Origin of the sequence: Demequina sp. NBRC 110056 (assembly GCF_002090155.1) — a bacterium.
Classification (GTDB): Bacteria; Actinomycetota; Actinomycetes; order Actinomycetales; family Demequinaceae; genus Demequina.
Genome location: NZ_BBRM01000005.1, coordinates 258,219 through 274,090, shown reverse-complemented (window position 1 = coordinate 274,090; position 15,872 = coordinate 258,219). Strand labels below are relative to the sequence as shown.

Below are 15,872 nucleotides of genomic sequence, written 5' to 3'. Positions count from 1 at the left end.
CATGCTCTGGAAGCTGCTCGTCAGCTCGATCAAGCCCTACTGGCGCCTGCTGATCGGCGTGATCGTGTTCCAGGCCGCCCAGGCCATCGTCAACCTGTACCTGCCGACGCTCAACGCCGACATCATCGACAACGGCGTCGCGACCGGCGACACCGGCTACATCTGGAGGATGGGCGGCTGGATGCTCGTGCTGTCCTTCGTGGGCATCGCGTGCACGATCACCGCGGTCTACTTCGGCGCCAAGATCGCCATGCGCGTGGGGCGCGACCTGCGCTCGGGGATCTTCGGCCGCGTCGCGACCTTCTCCGAGGCCGAGGTGCAGAAGTTCGGGGCGCCGTCGCTCATCACCCGCACCACGAACGACGTCCAGCAGGTGCAGATGCTCGTGCTCATGACGTGCACCCTGCTCATCACCACGCCGTTCACGCTGATCGGAGGCGTGATCCTAGCGCTTGAGCAGGACGTCGAGCTGTCGGCGATCATGGCGGTGGCCATCCCCGTGCTCATCGTCATCGTGATGCTCATCGTGTGGCGCATGGTGCCGCACTTCCGCCGCATGCAGGTGCGCATCGACGGCATCAACCGCGTCCTCCGCGAGCAGCTCACCGGAATCCGCGTCGTGCGCGCCTTCGTGCGCGAGGGCGTCGAGGACGCGCGCTTCGGCGACGCGAACGCCCTCGTCACGGAGTCCGCGCTCAAGGCGGGTCGACTCATGTCCGCGATGTTCCCCCTGGTGCTGCTCATCGTGAACCTCAGCTCGGCCGCGGTGATCTGGTTCGGCGCGTACCGCATCGAGTCGGGCGAGATGCAGGTGGGCGCGCTCACGGCGTTCCTGGCCTACCTCATCCAGATCCTCTTCTCGGTGATGATGGCGACGTTCCTGTTCGTGCTGGTGCCCCGCGCCGCGGTCTCGGCGGACCGCATCTCCGAGGTGCTCGACACCGAGTCCACCGTCCGTCGCGAGGCCTCGTCCGTCGAGGTGCCGGGCACCGGTGAGGTGGTCTTCGACCGCGTCACGTTCACCTACCCGGGCGCGGAGCAGCCCGTCCTCGCGGAGATCAGCTTCACCGCCCGCCGCGGCACGACGACCGCGATCATCGGGTCCACGGGCGCGGGCAAGTCCACGCTGGTGAACCTCATCCCGCGCCTGTACGACGCGACCGAGGGCGAGGTTCGCGTGGGCGGCGTCGACGTGCGGGACGCGAACCCGGAGTCCCTGTGGGCGCGTATCGGCGTGGTCCCGCAGCGTCCGTACCTCTTCGCCGGCACGGTCGCCACGAACCTTCGCTACGGCCGGGAGGCCGCGACCGACGAGGAGCTGTGGGAGGCGCTGCGCATCGCGCAGGGTGAGGACTTCGTTCGCGCGATGCCGGAGCAGCTCGCCACCGCGGTCGCCCAGGGTGGCACCACGGTGTCCGGCGGGCAGCGTCAGCGCCTGTCGATTGCCCGGGCGCTGGTGCGCCAGCCCGACGTGTTGATCTTCGACGACTCGTTCAGCGCTCTCGACACCGCCACGGACGCGCGCCTGCGCGCGGCGCTCGGCCGCGAGGTCAAGGATGCGACCGTGATCGTCGTGGCCCAGCGCGTGTCGAGCATCGTCGACGCCGACCAGATCCTCGTGATGGAGGACGGGCGCATCGTGGCGCGCGGCACGCACGCGGAGCTCCTCGAGAGCTCGGACACCTACCAGGAGATCGTCAGTACCCAGCTGCGGGCCGAGGAGGTGGCGGGATGACCGAGGCGACCGAGACCCAGGAATCCACGGCGGCCGAGCAGCCGCGCCCTCCGCAGCAGCGCCAGCACGGACCGGGCGGACCCGGCATGGGCGCGCCGTCGGAGAAGGCGGACCACTTCAAGGAGTCGGGCATCCGCCTCGTCAAGCTGCTCGGGCCCGAGCGGTGGCTGGTGTGGCTCGTCGTGATCCTCGGCGCGGGGTCGGTGGCGCTGTCGGTCGTCGGTCCGAAGATCCTGGGCAACGCGACCACGGTGATCTTCGAGGGCTTCCTCGCGGGCGCGATCGACTTCCCCGAGCTGCACCGCATCCTGCTGTGGGTCGTCATCATCTACATCGGCTCCGCGGTTCTGGGGCTCGCGCAAGGCCTGATCCTCAACGGCGTCACGCAGCGGACGATCTTCCGCCTGCGCGAGAGCGTCGAGGACAAGGTCCACCGCCTGCCGCTGAGCTACTTCGACAGCCACCAGCGCGGCGACCTGCTCAGCCGCGTCACCAACGACATCGACAACATCTCGCAGACCCTCCAGCAGACGCTGAGCCAGGTCTTCATCTCGGTGCTCACCGTGATCGGCATCCTCATCATGATGTTCTCGATCTCGTGGCAGCTCGCGCTCGTCGCGCTCGTCTCGATCCCGCTGACGGCCGTGGTGGTCGCGCAGATCGCCAAGCGCTCGCAGCCCAAGTTCGTCGCGCAATGGAAGCACACGGGCGATCTCAACTCTCAGATCGAGGAGGGCTACACCGGCCACGCGCTGGTGAAGGTCTTCGGCCGCCAGGAGCAGACCGCCAAGGAGTTCGCCGCCAAGAACGAGGAGCTGTACGAGGCGAGCTTCGGCGCCCAGTTCATCTCCGGGATCATCATGCCGTCGGCGATGTTCATCGGGAACCTCGTCTACGTCGTCATCGCGATCGTGGGCGGCCTCAAGGTCGCGAGCGGCACCATGACGCTCGGCGACGTGCAGGCGTTCATCCAGTACTCGCGCCAGTTCCAGCAGCCCATCAGCCAGCTGGGCTCGATGGCCAACCTGCTGCAGTCCGGCGTCGCGTCGGCCGAGCGAGTGTTCGAGCTGCTGGACGCCGAGGACCAGGAGCCCGACGCCGAGCCCGCCCAGACGCCCGCCGACGACCACGGCCGCCTGGTGTTCGAGGACGTGTCCTTCCGGTACGTCGAGGACAAGCCCCTCATCGAGGACCTCGACCTCGCGGTCGAGCCCGGCCGCACGGTCGCGATCGTGGGCCCGACCGGAGCGGGCAAGACCACGCTCGTGAACCTCATCATGCGGTTCTACGAGCTGAACGCCGGACGCATCACGCTCGACGGGACGGACATCGCGACGATGACCCGCGCCGACCTGCGCTCGCGCACCGGCATGGTGCTTCAGGACACGTGGCTGTTCGGCGGCACCATCCGCGACAACATCGCGTACGGCCGCACGGATGCGACCGAGGACGAGATCCTCGGCGCTGCGAAGGCGGCGTACGTCGACCGCTTCGTGCACTCGTTGCCCGACGGCTACGACACCGTGCTCGACGACGATGCGACCAACATCTCCGCGGGAGAGCGCCAGCTCATCACGATCGCGCGCGCCTTCGTGGCCCAGCCCCAGGTGCTCATCCTCGACGAGGCGACCAGCTCCGTCGACACCCGTACCGAGCTGCTGGTCCAGCGCGCCATGGCCGAGCTGCGCAAGGACCGCACGGCCTTCGTCATCGCCCACCGACTGTCCACCATCCGCGACGCCGACCTCATCCTCGTGATGGAGAACGGGTCCATCGTCGAGCAGGGCAACCACAGCCAGCTGCTCGCGGCGAAGGGGGCCTACGCGCGTCTCTACGAGGCGCAGTTCGCCGCCCCGATCGACGAGGTGGACCAGCCGGAGGACCTGCACGCGCCGCCGTCCGGGGCGATCCCGGTCGTGCCGGCCGATGCGCCCGTCGCCTTGGACCCGACCGTCGCCGCCCACGACGGCCCCGACGCCCCCATCGAGGGGGACGAGCGCCGCGCCTGACCCGGCCCGCGCATCGGCGCTCCGACCGCTCGAGCCGAGCGGGCCGTCTGACCCGGCACACGCATCGGCCCCCACAACGCACCGAGGGCCGCCTTCCCCAGCGTGGGAAGGCGGCCCTCGGCGGCTCCGGGAGGAGGTCAGGTCGACGTGGTCGCCTCGCGGTTCGCGAAGCGCTGCTGCAGCATCACCGCGACCACGATGATGATGCCCTTCGCCACCAGCTGCACCGATGACGAGAGGTTGTTCTGCGTGAACACGTTGGTGAGCGTCGCGAACAGCAGCACACCCAGCACGGTGCCGCCGATCGTGCCGCGGCCACCCACCAGGAGCGTTCCACCGACGACGACCGCCGCGATCGCGTCGAGCTCGTAGAGCAGGCCGTGCGTCGAGGTGCCCGCGGTGGTGCGCGACAGCATCATCGTGCCGGCGATGCCCGCGCACGCTCCGGCGAGCATGTAGAGGTACATCGTGTGGCGCTTGACGTTCACACCGGCGAGGCGGGCGGCCGTCGCGTTGCCGCCGATCGCGACCGTGCGGCGTCCGAACGTGGTGCGGTTGAGCAGGAACCAGCCGCCGATCGCGACGAGGCCGAAGATCCACACGACCCACGAGATCCCCAGCAGGTCTCCGCGGAAGAAGTCGAGGAAGCCCTGGTTGTTGACCACCTGGGTCTGGCGCTGCGAGATCAGCTCCGCGAGACCGCGGGCGGCGACGAGCATCGCGAGCGTGGCCATGAACGCGACCACCTTGCCGTACGCGATGATCAGGCCGTTGGTGAGGCCGGCGACGATGCCAACCGCCAGGGCGACGAACACCATGAGCGGCCAGAACCCGCTCGAGGCGGTCTGGATGGCGCCGAGGCTGGCGACGACGGACGACAGCCCGAGCACGGAGCCGACGGACAGGTCGATGCCCCCCGCGGTGATGACGAACGTCACGCCGATCGCGACCACGCCGATCACGGAGGCGAGCCGGAGGATGACGAGCATGTTGTCGATGCTCGCGAAGTTGTCGCCCGCCGTGACCGTGCCGATCACGAGCAGCAGCCCGAGGGCGATCACGAGGCCGATGCTGCGGCCCGCGGGGGAGGAGAAGAACCTCCTGAGCGGGCTGGCTGCTGGGGCCGATGCGGCGGGCGCCGCTGCATCTGGCTCAGGGGCGATGTCGCCCGCCTTCGCGGTGGTGTCCTGCTCGCTCACGCGGCACTTCCCTTCATGACGAGGTCGAGCACGCCGTGCTCGTCGATCTCGGTGGCGGGCCGCTCGGCCAGGAAGCGGCCGTCGGCGATGACATGGATGCGGTCGGCGAGCCCGAGGACCTCCTCGATCTCCGAGGAGACGATGAGGATCGCGGTGCCGGCGTCCGCGAGGTTGCGGATGAGGCGGTAGATCTCCATGCGCGCGCCGACGTCGACGCCACGCGTGGGCTCGTCCAGCAGCAGCACGCGGGTGCCGTGGATGAGCCACCGCGCGAGCATGATCTTCTGCTGGTTGCCGCCCGACAGGGTGCGGGTGATCCGGTTGGGCTCCGCCGGGCGCAGCTCGAGGGCCTTCATCTGCTCCTCGGTGGCCTTGCGCTCGGCGGCCTCGTCGAGGAGCGGACCCTTGGCGAAGCGGGTGAAGGTCGCGAGGGTCGCGTTGCGGTAGATGGGCTCCTCGAGCAGCAGGCCCTGGCTCTTGCGCTCCTCGGGAGACAGGCCGACGCCCGCGTCGACCGCATCGGTCACGTGCCCGGGTCGCAGCCGCTTGCCGTCCACGGTCACCGTGCCGTTGGTGGCCTTGCGGTGGCCGTAGACCGTCTCGAGGATCTCAGAGCGGCCCGAGCCGACCAGGCCCGCGAGGCCGACGATCTCGCCGGCGCGCACCGAGAGGCTGACGTCCTGGAAGTGCTTGCCGAGCGCGAGATCGGTGACCTCGAGGACCACCGGCGCGTCGGCCGAGACCTCGCCGCGCTCAGGGAACGCGTGCTCGATGTCGGTGCCCGTCATGAGCGAGATCAGCTCGCGCGTGGGGGTGCCCTCGACGGGCAGGTTGGACGCCTGGCTGGCGCCGTCCTTGAGGACCGTGATGCGGTCGCCGATGCGCTCGATCTCCTCGAGCCGGTGCGAGATGTAGATGACGGCGATGCCCTGGCTGGTGAGCTCCTCGACGACGCGGAAGAGATTGCCCACCTCCTCCGAGTCCAGCACGGCGCTCGGCTCGTCCATGATCATCAGCTTGATGTCGTGCGAGAGGGCGCGCGCCATCGACACGATCTGCTGGTTCGCGGGGGACAGCGAGCCCACCTCGCGGCCGGGGGAGAGGTCCGGGTGGCCCAGGCGCTTCATCAGCTCGCGGGTGCGCTTGGCGGCCTCGCGCCGGCTCAGCACGCCGCCGCGGGCGAGCTCGTGTCCCAGGTAGATGTTCTCGGCGATCGACAGGCCGTCGACCACGTCGAGCTCCTGGTACATGGTCGCGATGCCCAGCTCGAGAGCCGCGACCGGGTTCTCGATGGTCACCTGCTCGCCGTTCCAGCGGATCTCGCCCTCGTCGGGCTGATGCGCGCCGGAGAGCGTCTTGATGAGGGTGGACTTGCCGGCGCCGTTCTGGCCGAGCACGCAGTGCACCTCGCCGGCGCGCACGTCCAGATCGACGCCCTTCAGTGCGCGGGCGCTGCCAAAGCTCTTCGTGAGGCCCCGGACCTCGAGTAATGACACGGGGTGGTCGTCTTCGATCACGCGATGAACATAACACACCGTCGAAAGTCGTCGAAAGGGCGGCTGGACGGGGCCGACGCGCGGCTGCACAGGGTTCTCTACGCGCGCGCGAGAGGAGCGATTTCGTTGCCAAACCGTTATGACGAGTCGCGTGCAAAAGTCGTGCGCGTATCGTCGGGTTCTGTTACGTTGACCGTGTCAGTGTGGACAACGAGCCGACTCGCAGCGCGATCCCCGGCACGGCGTGACTCAGCTCACTGGCAATGAGGACAGTGATCCATAGAGGAGGAACCCATGTACGCATTCCGGACTCGCCGACAGCGCATGCTGGCCGGCACCGGCGCAGCGCTCGCAGGCATCGCCCTGCTGGCCGGCTGCAGCTCAGACGACGGCGACAGCGACGGCGGCACCGACGAGGGCGGCGAGAGCACCGCGGCACCCGGCGACAACGGTGGCAGCGGCGAGACGGTCGTCATCGGCTTCTCGGGCCCCGCGGCCGACCACGGCTGGCTCGGCGCCATCAACTCGGCGGCGCTCGCGCAGGCCGACATGTACGACGACGTGGACCTGCGCGTGGCGGAGGGCACCAACGACGCCGCGCTGCAGATCAGCCAGGTCGAGCAGTTCGTCAACGAGGGCGTCGACGCCATCGTGCTGCTTCCCACCGACGGAGCCGCGCTCACCGAGGCGGCCATCAACGCGATGAACGCGGGCATCCCCGTGATCAACGTCGACCGTGAGTTCTCGTCCACCGAGGCCGCGCGCGTCACCATCCTGGGTGACAACTACGGCATGGGCGTGAGCGCTGGCACCTACATCTGCGAGCAGCTCGAGGGGCAGTCCGACGCGGTGGTCGCGGAGATCGCGGGCATCGACTCGCTGCCGCTCACGCAGGACCGCACTGCCGGCTTCAACGACGCGCTCGCCGAGTGCGGACTGTCGGTGTCGGCTCGTGTCGCAGCAGACTTCACCATCGCCGGCGGCCAGGAGGTCACGGCGCAGCTGCTCTCGGCCAACCCGGAGATCGACGCCATCTGGAACCACGATGACGACCAGGGCATCGGCGTCCTCGCGGCGATCGACGAGGCCGGCCGCGACGAGTTCTTCATGGTCGGAGGCGCGGGCTCGCTCAACGCGATGAACGCGATCGCCGCAGGCGACTCGGTGCTCGAGGCGACCGTCATCTACCCGTCCACGCAGGCCGCGGACGGCATCGCGCTGGCCCGTCTCGTGGCTCAGGGCGGCAACATGGGCGACCTCGCGTCGCCCGGTGTTCCCCACCGCATCGTGCTCGACGCACCGGTGGTGACGGCGGACAACGTCGACGACTACATGGACATCGGCTTCGAGTCCTGACGTCAACGGTGAGGCGGCCGTCCCCCGAGGGCGGTCGCCTCACCGACCCCGCCGCCGCGCTGGCGACAGCGCACCACCGAAAGAAAGCGAGAGCCAGATGCCCGCGCCGCTGCGCGTCGCCATGATCGGCAATGGATTCATGGGCGCCGCTCACTCCCAGGGGTGGAGGACCGCCCCCCGATTCTTCGACCTTCCCGCACCCGTCGAGATGACGGTGATGGTGGGTCGCGACCCCGTCAAGAACGCCGCGCTCGCCCAGAAGTGGGGATGGGCCGAGGCTTCCGAGGACTTCGAGGCCGTGCTCGCCCGTGACGACATCGACATCGTCGACATCGTCACCCCGGGCCACCTTCACCACGACATGGCGCTCGCCGCGCTCGCCGCAGGCAAGCACGTGCTGTGCGAGAAGCCGCTGGCGAACACCGTCGACGAGGCGCGCGCGATGGCGGACGCAGCCGCTTCCGCCCCCGGTGGTGCGCTCGCGATGGTGGGCTTCACCTACCGACGCGTTCCCGCCGCGAGCTTCGCCCGCGACCTCGTCGCCCGCGGCGCCGTCGGCACCGTGCGCCAGGTGCGCGCGCAGTACCTGCAGGACTGGCTGGCCGACCCCGAGGCGCCGCTGACCTGGCGCATGGACAAGTCCAAGGCCGGCTCGGGTGCGCTCGGCGACATCGGCGCCCACGCGATCGACATGGCGCAGTTCATCACCGGCTCGAGCCTCACCGACGTGTCCGGGGTCATGGAGACCTTCGTGAAGGACCGCCCGGTGCTCGCGGACGGCCACGGGCTGTCGGGCACCGCCGGCGCCGAGCGCGGCCCTGTCACGGTCGACGACTACGCGTCGTTCCACGGCCGCTTCGACTCCGGAGCGCTGGGCGTGTTCGAGGCCACTCGCTTCGCGACCGGCCGCAAGAACGCGCTGCGCGTCGAGGTCGCCGGCGACAAGGGCGCCGTGCTGTTCGACCTCGAGGACATGAACGCCGTCCAGTACTACGACGCCACCGACGAGGCCACCGAGCAGGGCTTCAAGCGCATCTTCGTGACCGAGGCGGGTCACCCCTACCTCGACGCGTGGTGGCCGCCGGGCCACCTGCTGGGCTACGAGCACGGCTTCTCGCACCAGGTGAAGGACCTGGTAGAGGCCGTCGTGGCCGGCGTCCAGCCGACGCCGTCGTTCGCCGACGGCTATCAGGTGCAGCGGGTGCTCGACGCGGTCGAGCGCAGCGCCGCCGGCGCGAGCGCGTGGACCTCCACCGCGGCGTGATACGACAGACGTAGACAACCGAGAGACAAGGACTGCAGCAATGGCGCGACAGATCTCGCTGTTCACCGGCCAGTGGGCCGACCTGCCGCTCGAGGAGGTCGCGGGGCACGCGGCGAGCTGGGGCTACGACGGCCTCGAGCTCGCGTGCTGGGGCGACCACCTCGACGTCAGCCGCTGGGACGACGATGAGTACGTCCAGGGCCGCCTCGACCTCATGGCCAGGCACGGCTTGGCGATCGTGGCGATCTCCAACCACCTCACCGGCCAGGCGGTGTGCGACGACCCCATCGACCGCCGCCACCAGGAGATCCTGCCGCCGGCCGTGTGGGGCGACGGCGATCCCGAGGGCGTGCGCCAGCGCGCCGCCGAGGCGATGAAGGACACCGCCCGCATGGCGGCGAAGCTGGGAGTGAGGACGGTCGTCGGCTTCACCGGCTCCGCGATCTGGAAGACCGTGGCGATGTTCCCGCCCGTTCCCGCCGACATGGTCGAGGACGGCTACCAGGACTTCGCCGACCGGTGGAACCCGATCATGGACGTCTTCGAGGAGGTGGGCGTCCGCTTCGCGCTCGAGGTCCACCCCAGCGAGATCGCCTACGACTACTGGACCGCGAAGCGCACGCTCGAGGCGATGGAGCACCGGGAGTCGTTCGGCCTCAACTGGGACCCGAGCCACATGGTCTGGCAGGACGTGGACCCGGTCGGGTTCCTGTGGGACTTCCAGGACCGGATCTACCACGTGCACTGCAAGGACACCCGGCGCCGCCTCAATGGTCGCAACGGCCGCCTGTCCTCGCACCTCGCGTGGGCGGACCCGCGACGCGGCTGGGACTTCATCTCCACCGGCCACGGCGACGTGCCGTGGGAGGACGCGTTCCGCATGCTCAACGCCATCAAGTACGACGGCCCGCTCTCTGTCGAGTGGGAGGACGCCGGGATGGACCGGCTCGTGGGAGCGGCCGAGGCCATCGGCTTCGTGCGCCGCTACGCGTTCGACGCCCCCGACGCCGCCTTCGACGCGGCGTTCAGCACCAAGGACTGACGCCCCGCCATCGGCGTCCTCGCGGCGTGGCCCCGCTCTCTCGGGGCCGCGCCGCACTTCCGTGCGCGCTGCCTGCGCTCGCGCCGGCGTCGTGCACCGGCGTGAGATGGGCCCGATTCGCTCATCGACGTGCGTGGACGCACGAGCGGGACCCATCGCGCTCGTGAGGGCAGGGCCCCGGGGTCGAGGCAGACCGCCGCGCCTCGCGGTCGACGGAGGGCCGATGCGCTCGCTGGGTTACGCGGTCGCCTCGCGCAGGAGCGCCTCGACGCCGTCGACGGACAGCACGTGCTGGATCGCCATCGACGAGGCGCCGGACACGGCCGCCTTGTCGGTGCCGCGAGAGCGGACGATCTGGAGGCTGCCGGTGGCGATGGGCGTGGACCGCGTGTAGATCACCTCGCGGGCGCCGGCGAGCAGGTGGTCACCAGCGCTCGCGATGGGCCCGCCGAGCACGATCACGGCAGGGTTCACGAGGCTCACGCACGCGGTGAGGACCTGGCCGAGCACGCGGCCGGCCTCGCGCACGGCGCGGACGGCCGCGACGTCGCCCTGGGTCACCGCGGTCGCGACGTCCTGGACGGTGTGCACGTCGAGGCCCTCGCCTCGCAGCGCCGCGGCGATCGCCGGGCCCGCCGCCACGGCCTCGAGGCAGCCGCTGTTGCCGCACCGGCACTGGACGTCCTCGCGGCCGGGCACGTAGACGTGGCCGATGTCGCCCGCGATGCCCTGGGCGCCGCGCTGCAGGCGTCCCGAGCTGATGACGCCGGCGCCGATACCGGTGGAGACCTTGACGAAGAGCAGGTCGTCGACGTCGGGCCAGTGGTCGATGCGCTCGCCGAGCGCCATCACGTTGACGTCGTTGTCGACGAGCACGGGCACGGCGAACGCGTCCGTGAGCAGGCCGGTCACGTCGAAGCGGTCCCAGCCGGGCATGATCGGCGGGTCGACCGGCCGTCCTGTCGTGTGCTCGACGGGGCCGGGGAGGCCGACGCCGACGCCGCGGAGGAACTCCCCGTTGCCGTGGTCGGCGAGGAGGCGCCGGCCCTCGTCCACCACCCACCCGAGGACCTTGTCGGGACCCTCGGAGACGGCGAGCGAGGTGGCCGTGTCCGTGAGGAGGCGGCCGCGCAGGTCGGACAGGCCGATGTGCACGTGGGTCGCGCCCACGTCCACGCCGAGGACGCCGAGGCCGCCGCCGTCGAACGCGAACTGACGGGAGGGCCGGCCGCCGGTCGATGCGGCGTCCGCGACCGGGCGCACGAGCCCCGCGCGCAGCAGCGAGTCGACGCGAGCGGCGACGGTCGAGCGGGCGAGGCCGGTGAGCGTCGCGAGCTCCGAACGGGTGCGGGGCTGACCGTCGCGCAGGATCTGGAAGACCTCGGACTGGGCGGACCCGGTCAGGGTCTCCTGTCCGCGAGGGTCGATCATGCGGCGATTCTATCGGAGATCAACGTTCGATTGGCCGTTTTTGGCGACTGTTGCCCCGACTTTCGTCGGGGGAAAGCAAAAGCCAGCCCGCGCATCGGCCCTCCGCGGCTACCGCGCCCTGGAAGGCACTCAGTGCCGGATTCACGCCGAATCCGGCACCCAGTGCCTTCCAGGGCCCGCATCGAACCCTGGCCGGACAGCCGCTAGAACGAGTCGCGCTCCCCAGCGCTGTCGAACGTATAGCTCGGCACGAACTCCACGATGACCTTGTCGGCGTCGAGGCCGGCCGCGGCCAGCCGGTCGAACGCGACGTCCATGTCGGGCAGCGGGGGAGTGCCCTTGAGGAGCACGTGGATCATCCCCTCCTCGCGCGGCGTGATGCTGACGATCGCCCACGGCGTCCCGTCGGTGACCTGCTCGACGTAGTCCGTGATGGTCGCCATCCGCGACCGGTCCTCGATGGCCTTCGCGGTCGAGTAGGCGAGCGGGCCAGACACGATGAGGATCAGCGCCGCCATGGTGATGTAGGCGCGGGCGCGGCGACGGCGCTCCGCCTCCTGATCCTCCGACTCCAGCAGCCTCAGCTTGGAGTAGCCGTAGATCGCCATGATGAGCGCACCGGTCGCGAGGATCGCGGCGACGTTGGTGACGAACAGCAGCACCGCACCGAACGCCTGCCCGGGCTCGCCCGACTCGAGCGCCAGCCCCGCGGCGCACAGCGGCGGCACCAGGGAGATGGCGATCGCGACGCCCGGCAGGGTGTCGGAGATGTCCGAGCGCACCAGCGCGATCGAGCCGACGGCGCCCGTCGCGAGAGCGGCGAACAGGTCGACCACGCCGGGGGAGACGCGGGAGGCGATCTGGTCGTTGGTCTGCGCCGTGACCTCCTGGACCACGATGAGCCCGAGCACGAAGCCCACGCCCATCGCGGCGGCGGCGCCGGCGACCATGAGGCCGATCGAGCGCAGCAGCTGGCGCCGGTCGCCGAGCACCGTCGCGAGCATCGTGCCCTGGATCGGGCGCATGAGCGGCGCGACGATCATCGCGCCGATCACGGTGGCCGTCGAGTTCGCCACGATGCCCGCCGTGGCGATCGAGGACGCGAGGATCAGCAGCAGCCAGAAGCGCGTGTACTGCGAGCGGACGGTCTCGCCCTCGAAGAGCGCGGCCGAGCGCATGTACTCGACCGTGTTGAGCTTCGCGCCGAAGCGGGTATGACGCACGAGGGCGCCATACCCGGTCATGCTCCGAGCAGCTTGGCCTTGGCCGCGGCGAACTCGCTGTCGCTCAGGATTCCTGCATTCTTCATGTCGGCGAGCTTGGACAGCTGCGCCATGAGGTCGTCGCCGGCGCTCGGCGTGACCGCCGGGGCCGCCTGCGCCGCCGCGAGCTGCGCCTGCATCGATGCCAGCTCGGCCTGGTTGGCCTGCACCTGGTAGGCCTGCTGCTGCTCGACGTACTGCTGCTCCTGCTTGGCCTGCGCGCGGCCGGCCTGGCGGCGGGCGACGTTGCCTGACACGGCGGTGGCCGTGCCAGAGATCACGGCCGTGCGGGCCATCGTGCCGATCAGGCCGGGGCGTCCCACTCGTCCACGCATGTCAGTTCTCCTCTTCCTCGGCCTGGAGCGCGTCCAGGACCTCCTGCACCACCAGTCCGGGGACCCGGATGGAGTCGATGAGCTCGCCGCCGGCGTTCGCGATCGCGTCGCGCAGGGGCTTGACCCACGTGTGCTCGAACACGAGGATCGCCGCCGACGCGCCCACGGGCAGCTGGTCGGTCAGCATCTCGACGTCCTCGTCGGTGATGAGCTCGAGCGCCTCGCCGATGAGCGCGCCCACGCGAGCGATGTCGCTGCCCTCGTCGTCCTGGCCGAACTCGACGATCTCGGTCTCGTCCTCGCTCGTGCGCTGCACGAAGACGCCGTCCGCGACGCTGATGACGCCGGCCTCGACGAGCCTCTCGAGCTCGGGGATGATCTCTCCTCGGAACTGACCGGACTCGAATCCGATCGTCACGACCTCGATGGGTCCCAGCGTCATGGCGCTCTCCTCACTCGTCGGCATGCGCGGCGGGCGCCGCGCCTCCTCAGAATCTAGGGCCGTGGGCGTGCCCCGGCAACATCTCGGAGGCCGTGTCGCGGGCTCCGGTGCCGTGACAGCGACGGCCAGCCCGCGCATCGGCGCGTTCCAGGCATCTTGCCCACGCTGTTTGGGAGCACCAGGGCCGCGGTGGTAGCCTGACAGCGCATCCCCCAGCCGGCAGCCAGCCGCGGCGGATCGCGACTCCCATGCTTTCAGGCGTCCGCGGACGATGGCGTACGCGCATACCCGAACGCCTGGGACAGCTCGCACCGTGATGGGCCCGTCGGGCCCGTGCGAAGAAAAGGACTACCCAGTGACTGACACCCCCGTGGCCGCAGCTGATAGCAGCGCGGCCCTCACCGCCATGAAGCTCCCGCAGCTGCAGGCCCTCGCCTCCGAGCTCGGAGTCTCCGGCGTCAAGAAGATGCGCAAGGGCGACCTCGTCGAGGCCATCAAGAACGGCGGCGTCGTGCCGGCCAAGGCCAAGGCCCCCGCGGCCGATGCCGCCGCCACGGACGCGCCCGACGCGCCTGCAGCGTCCGCGAAGGCCGATGCGCCCGCCGGCTCCTCCGACGACGCACCCCAGCGCGGCCGCTCGCGCCGCGCCAGCTCCGGCCAGGGCGCTCCCGCCGGGGCCGCCTCCGGCTCCGGCGCCGAGGACGCCCAGCAGGGTGAGTCCCGCTCCGGCGGCCAGCAGGACAAGGGCGACCGCCAGAACGACCGCCAGCAGGACAAGGGCGACCGCCAGAACGACCGCCAGCAGGGCGAGCGCTCGGGCCGCGGCTCGAACGACGACCGCGACGACCGCGCCCGCCGGGCCGCGGAGGCCGTGCAGTCCGCCGGCTCGAACGAGTCGAAGGACGCCGGCTCCGGCCAGGGCGACAACCGCGGCAACGGCGCGAACGATGACGACGACGAGCGCGGTGGCCGCCGCCGCCGCGGCCGTGGACGCGGTCGCAACCGTGGACGCGAGCGCGACGAGCAGCAGGGCGCCACGCAGGGCCCCAGCCAGGTCCGCCAGGACGAGGACGAGGTCCGCGACGACGAGGAGCTGAGCCCTGTCGGCGGCATCGTCGACGTGCTCGACAACTACGCCTTCATCCGCACCACCGGCTACCTGTCCGGCAAGTCCGACGTCTACGTGTCGATGAACCAGGTCCGCAAGTACGGCCTGCGCAAGGGCGACGCCATCACCGGCGCCGTGCGCCCGCCGCGACCGGGCGAGCGCGGCCAGCGCCAGAAGTTCAACGCGCTCGCGACGGTCGAGACGGTCAACGGCATGAACCCCGAGGAGGCCAAGAGCCGCAAGGAGTTCGGCGACCTCACCCCGCTGTACCCGCAGGAGCGCCTCCACCTCGAGACCGAGCCGCGCAACCTCACCAACCGGGTGATCGACATCGTCGCGCCCATCGGCAAGGGCCAGCGCGGCCTCATCGTGTCGCCTCCCAAGGCCGGCAAGACGCTCGTCATGCAGTCGATCGCCAACGCGATCACCGCCAACAACCCCGAGGTCCACCTCATGGTCGTCCTCGTCGACGAGCGTCCCGAGGAGGTCACCGACTTCCAGCGCTCCGTCAAGGGAGAGGTCATCGCGTCGACGTTCGACCGTCCGGCCGTGGACCACACCCAGGTCGCCGAGCTCGCGATCGAGCGCGCCAAGCGCCTGGTCGAGCTGGGCCAGGACGTCGTCGTGCTGCTCGACGGCATCACCCGCCTGGGCCGCGCCTACAACCTGGCCGCGCCCGCCTCGGGCCGCATCTTGTCCGGTGGCGTCGACTCGTCCGCGCTGTACCCGCCCAAGAAGTTCTTCGGAGCCGCGCGCAACATCGAGAACGGCGGCTCGCTGACCATCCTCGCGACCGCCCTGGTCGAGACCGGCTCCAAGATGGACGAGGTCATCTTCGAGGAGTTCAAGGGCACCGGCAACATGGAGCTGCGCCTGTCGCGCCAGCTCGCCGACCGCCGCATCTTCCCGGCCGTGGACGTCAACTCGTCCGGCACGCGCCGCGAGGAGATCCTGGTGTCGACCGAGGAGCTCAAGGTCATGTGGAAGCTGCGCCGGGTGCTCACTGCGCTCGAGCCGCAGGCCGCGACCGAGTTGCTCCTGGGCAAGCTGAAGGAGAACCGCTCCAACGCGGAGTTCCTCATGCAGGTCGCGAAGACCACGCCGGGCAAGGACGACGACGAGGGCTTCGCCAAGTAGTCAGTCCTCCCAGCACGCGGGCCCCGGAAGCGCAGCTTCCGGGGCCTTGCTGCGTC

Annotated in this window: 12 protein-coding genes; 6 read left to right on the top strand and 6 right to left on the bottom strand. The window is 70.3% G+C overall.

What is annotated here, in order from left to right; genetic code table 11:
- Position 1: 1 nt before the first annotated feature.
- Together B7K25_RS09375 and B7K25_RS09370 are read left to right on the top strand one after the other, a co-directional pair.
- On the top strand, positions 2-1,735 hold the full coding sequence (locus tag B7K25_RS09375; RefSeq protein WP_084105712.1) for an ABC transporter ATP-binding protein: 1,734 nt from the start codon (positions 2-4) through the stop codon (positions 1,733-1,735).
- Positions 1,732-3,744, top strand: a complete 2,013-nt coding sequence (locus B7K25_RS09370) for an ABC transporter ATP-binding protein (RefSeq protein ID WP_084105710.1) — start codon at positions 1,732-1,734, stop codon at positions 3,742-3,744. The genes B7K25_RS09375 and B7K25_RS09370 overlap by 4 nt, the downstream gene beginning before the upstream one ends.
- 137 nt (positions 3,745-3,881) lie before the next feature.
- On the opposite strand, the gene B7K25_RS09365 is transcribed toward B7K25_RS09370, so the two are convergent.
- Complete coding sequence (locus B7K25_RS09365; protein WP_084105708.1) at positions 3,882-4,943, bottom strand: ABC transporter permease; 1,062 nt, start codon at positions 4,941-4,943, stop codon at positions 3,882-3,884.
- A complete protein-coding gene (locus B7K25_RS09360) occupies positions 4,940-6,460 on the bottom strand; it encodes a sugar ABC transporter ATP-binding protein (RefSeq protein ID WP_234988157.1) in 1,521 nt (506 codons plus the stop codon). Before B7K25_RS09360 ends, B7K25_RS09365 begins: the two co-directional genes overlap by 4 nt.
- A gap of 273 nt (positions 6,461-6,733) precedes the next feature.
- Between B7K25_RS09360 and B7K25_RS09355 the strand changes: the two genes are divergently transcribed.
- The 3 genes from B7K25_RS09355 to B7K25_RS09345 all read left to right on the top strand — a co-directional run bounded on the left by B7K25_RS09355 (position 6,734) and on the right by B7K25_RS09345 (position 10,101).
- On the top strand, positions 6,734-7,795 hold the full coding sequence (locus B7K25_RS09355; RefSeq protein ID WP_084105706.1) for a substrate-binding domain-containing protein: 1,062 nt from the start codon (positions 6,734-6,736) through the stop codon (positions 7,793-7,795).
- 97 nt (positions 7,796-7,892) lie between these two features.
- On the top strand, positions 7,893-9,059 hold the full coding sequence (locus B7K25_RS09350) for a Gfo/Idh/MocA family protein (protein WP_234988156.1): 1,167 nt from the start codon (positions 7,893-7,895) through the stop codon (positions 9,057-9,059).
- Between the two features lie 40 nt (positions 9,060-9,099).
- Positions 9,100-10,101 carry a sugar phosphate isomerase/epimerase gene (locus tag B7K25_RS09345; RefSeq protein ID WP_084105704.1) on the top strand — a complete coding sequence of 334 codons (1,002 nt, stop codon included), beginning with the start codon at positions 9,100-9,102 and terminating at the stop codon, positions 10,099-10,101.
- A 237-nt stretch (positions 10,102-10,338) separates the two neighbouring features.
- Here the strand turns inward: B7K25_RS09345 and B7K25_RS09340 are convergent, their stop codons facing one another.
- The 4 genes from B7K25_RS09340 to B7K25_RS09325 form a co-directional block, all read right to left on the bottom strand.
- Positions 10,339-11,532 (bottom strand): ROK family transcriptional regulator, encoded by a 1,194-nt coding sequence (locus B7K25_RS09340; protein ID WP_084105703.1) that lies wholly within the window; start codon positions 11,530-11,532, stop codon positions 10,339-10,341.
- 203 nt (positions 11,533-11,735) lie between these two features.
- A complete protein-coding gene (locus B7K25_RS13860; RefSeq protein ID WP_084105701.1) occupies positions 11,736-12,776 on the bottom strand; it encodes a TIGR00341 family protein in 1,041 nt (346 codons plus the stop codon).
- Positions 12,773-13,129, bottom strand: coding sequence for an SHOCT domain-containing protein (locus B7K25_RS09330; RefSeq protein WP_084105699.1), 357 nt, complete (start codon positions 13,127-13,129; stop codon positions 12,773-12,775). Before B7K25_RS09330 ends, B7K25_RS13860 begins: the two co-directional genes overlap by 4 nt.
- A 1-nt stretch (position 13,130) precedes the next feature.
- Positions 13,131-13,571, bottom strand: a complete 441-nt coding sequence (locus B7K25_RS09325; protein WP_084105697.1) for a DUF6325 family protein — start codon at positions 13,569-13,571, stop codon at positions 13,131-13,133.
- 316 nt (positions 13,572-13,887) lie between these two features.
- Between B7K25_RS09325 and rho the strand changes: the two genes are divergently transcribed.
- Positions 13,888-15,816 carry a transcription termination factor Rho gene (gene rho, locus B7K25_RS09320; RefSeq protein ID WP_200807931.1) on the top strand — a complete coding sequence of 643 codons (1,929 nt, stop codon included), beginning with the start codon at positions 13,888-13,890 and terminating at the stop codon, positions 15,814-15,816.
- Positions 15,817-15,872 lie beyond the last annotated feature (56 nt).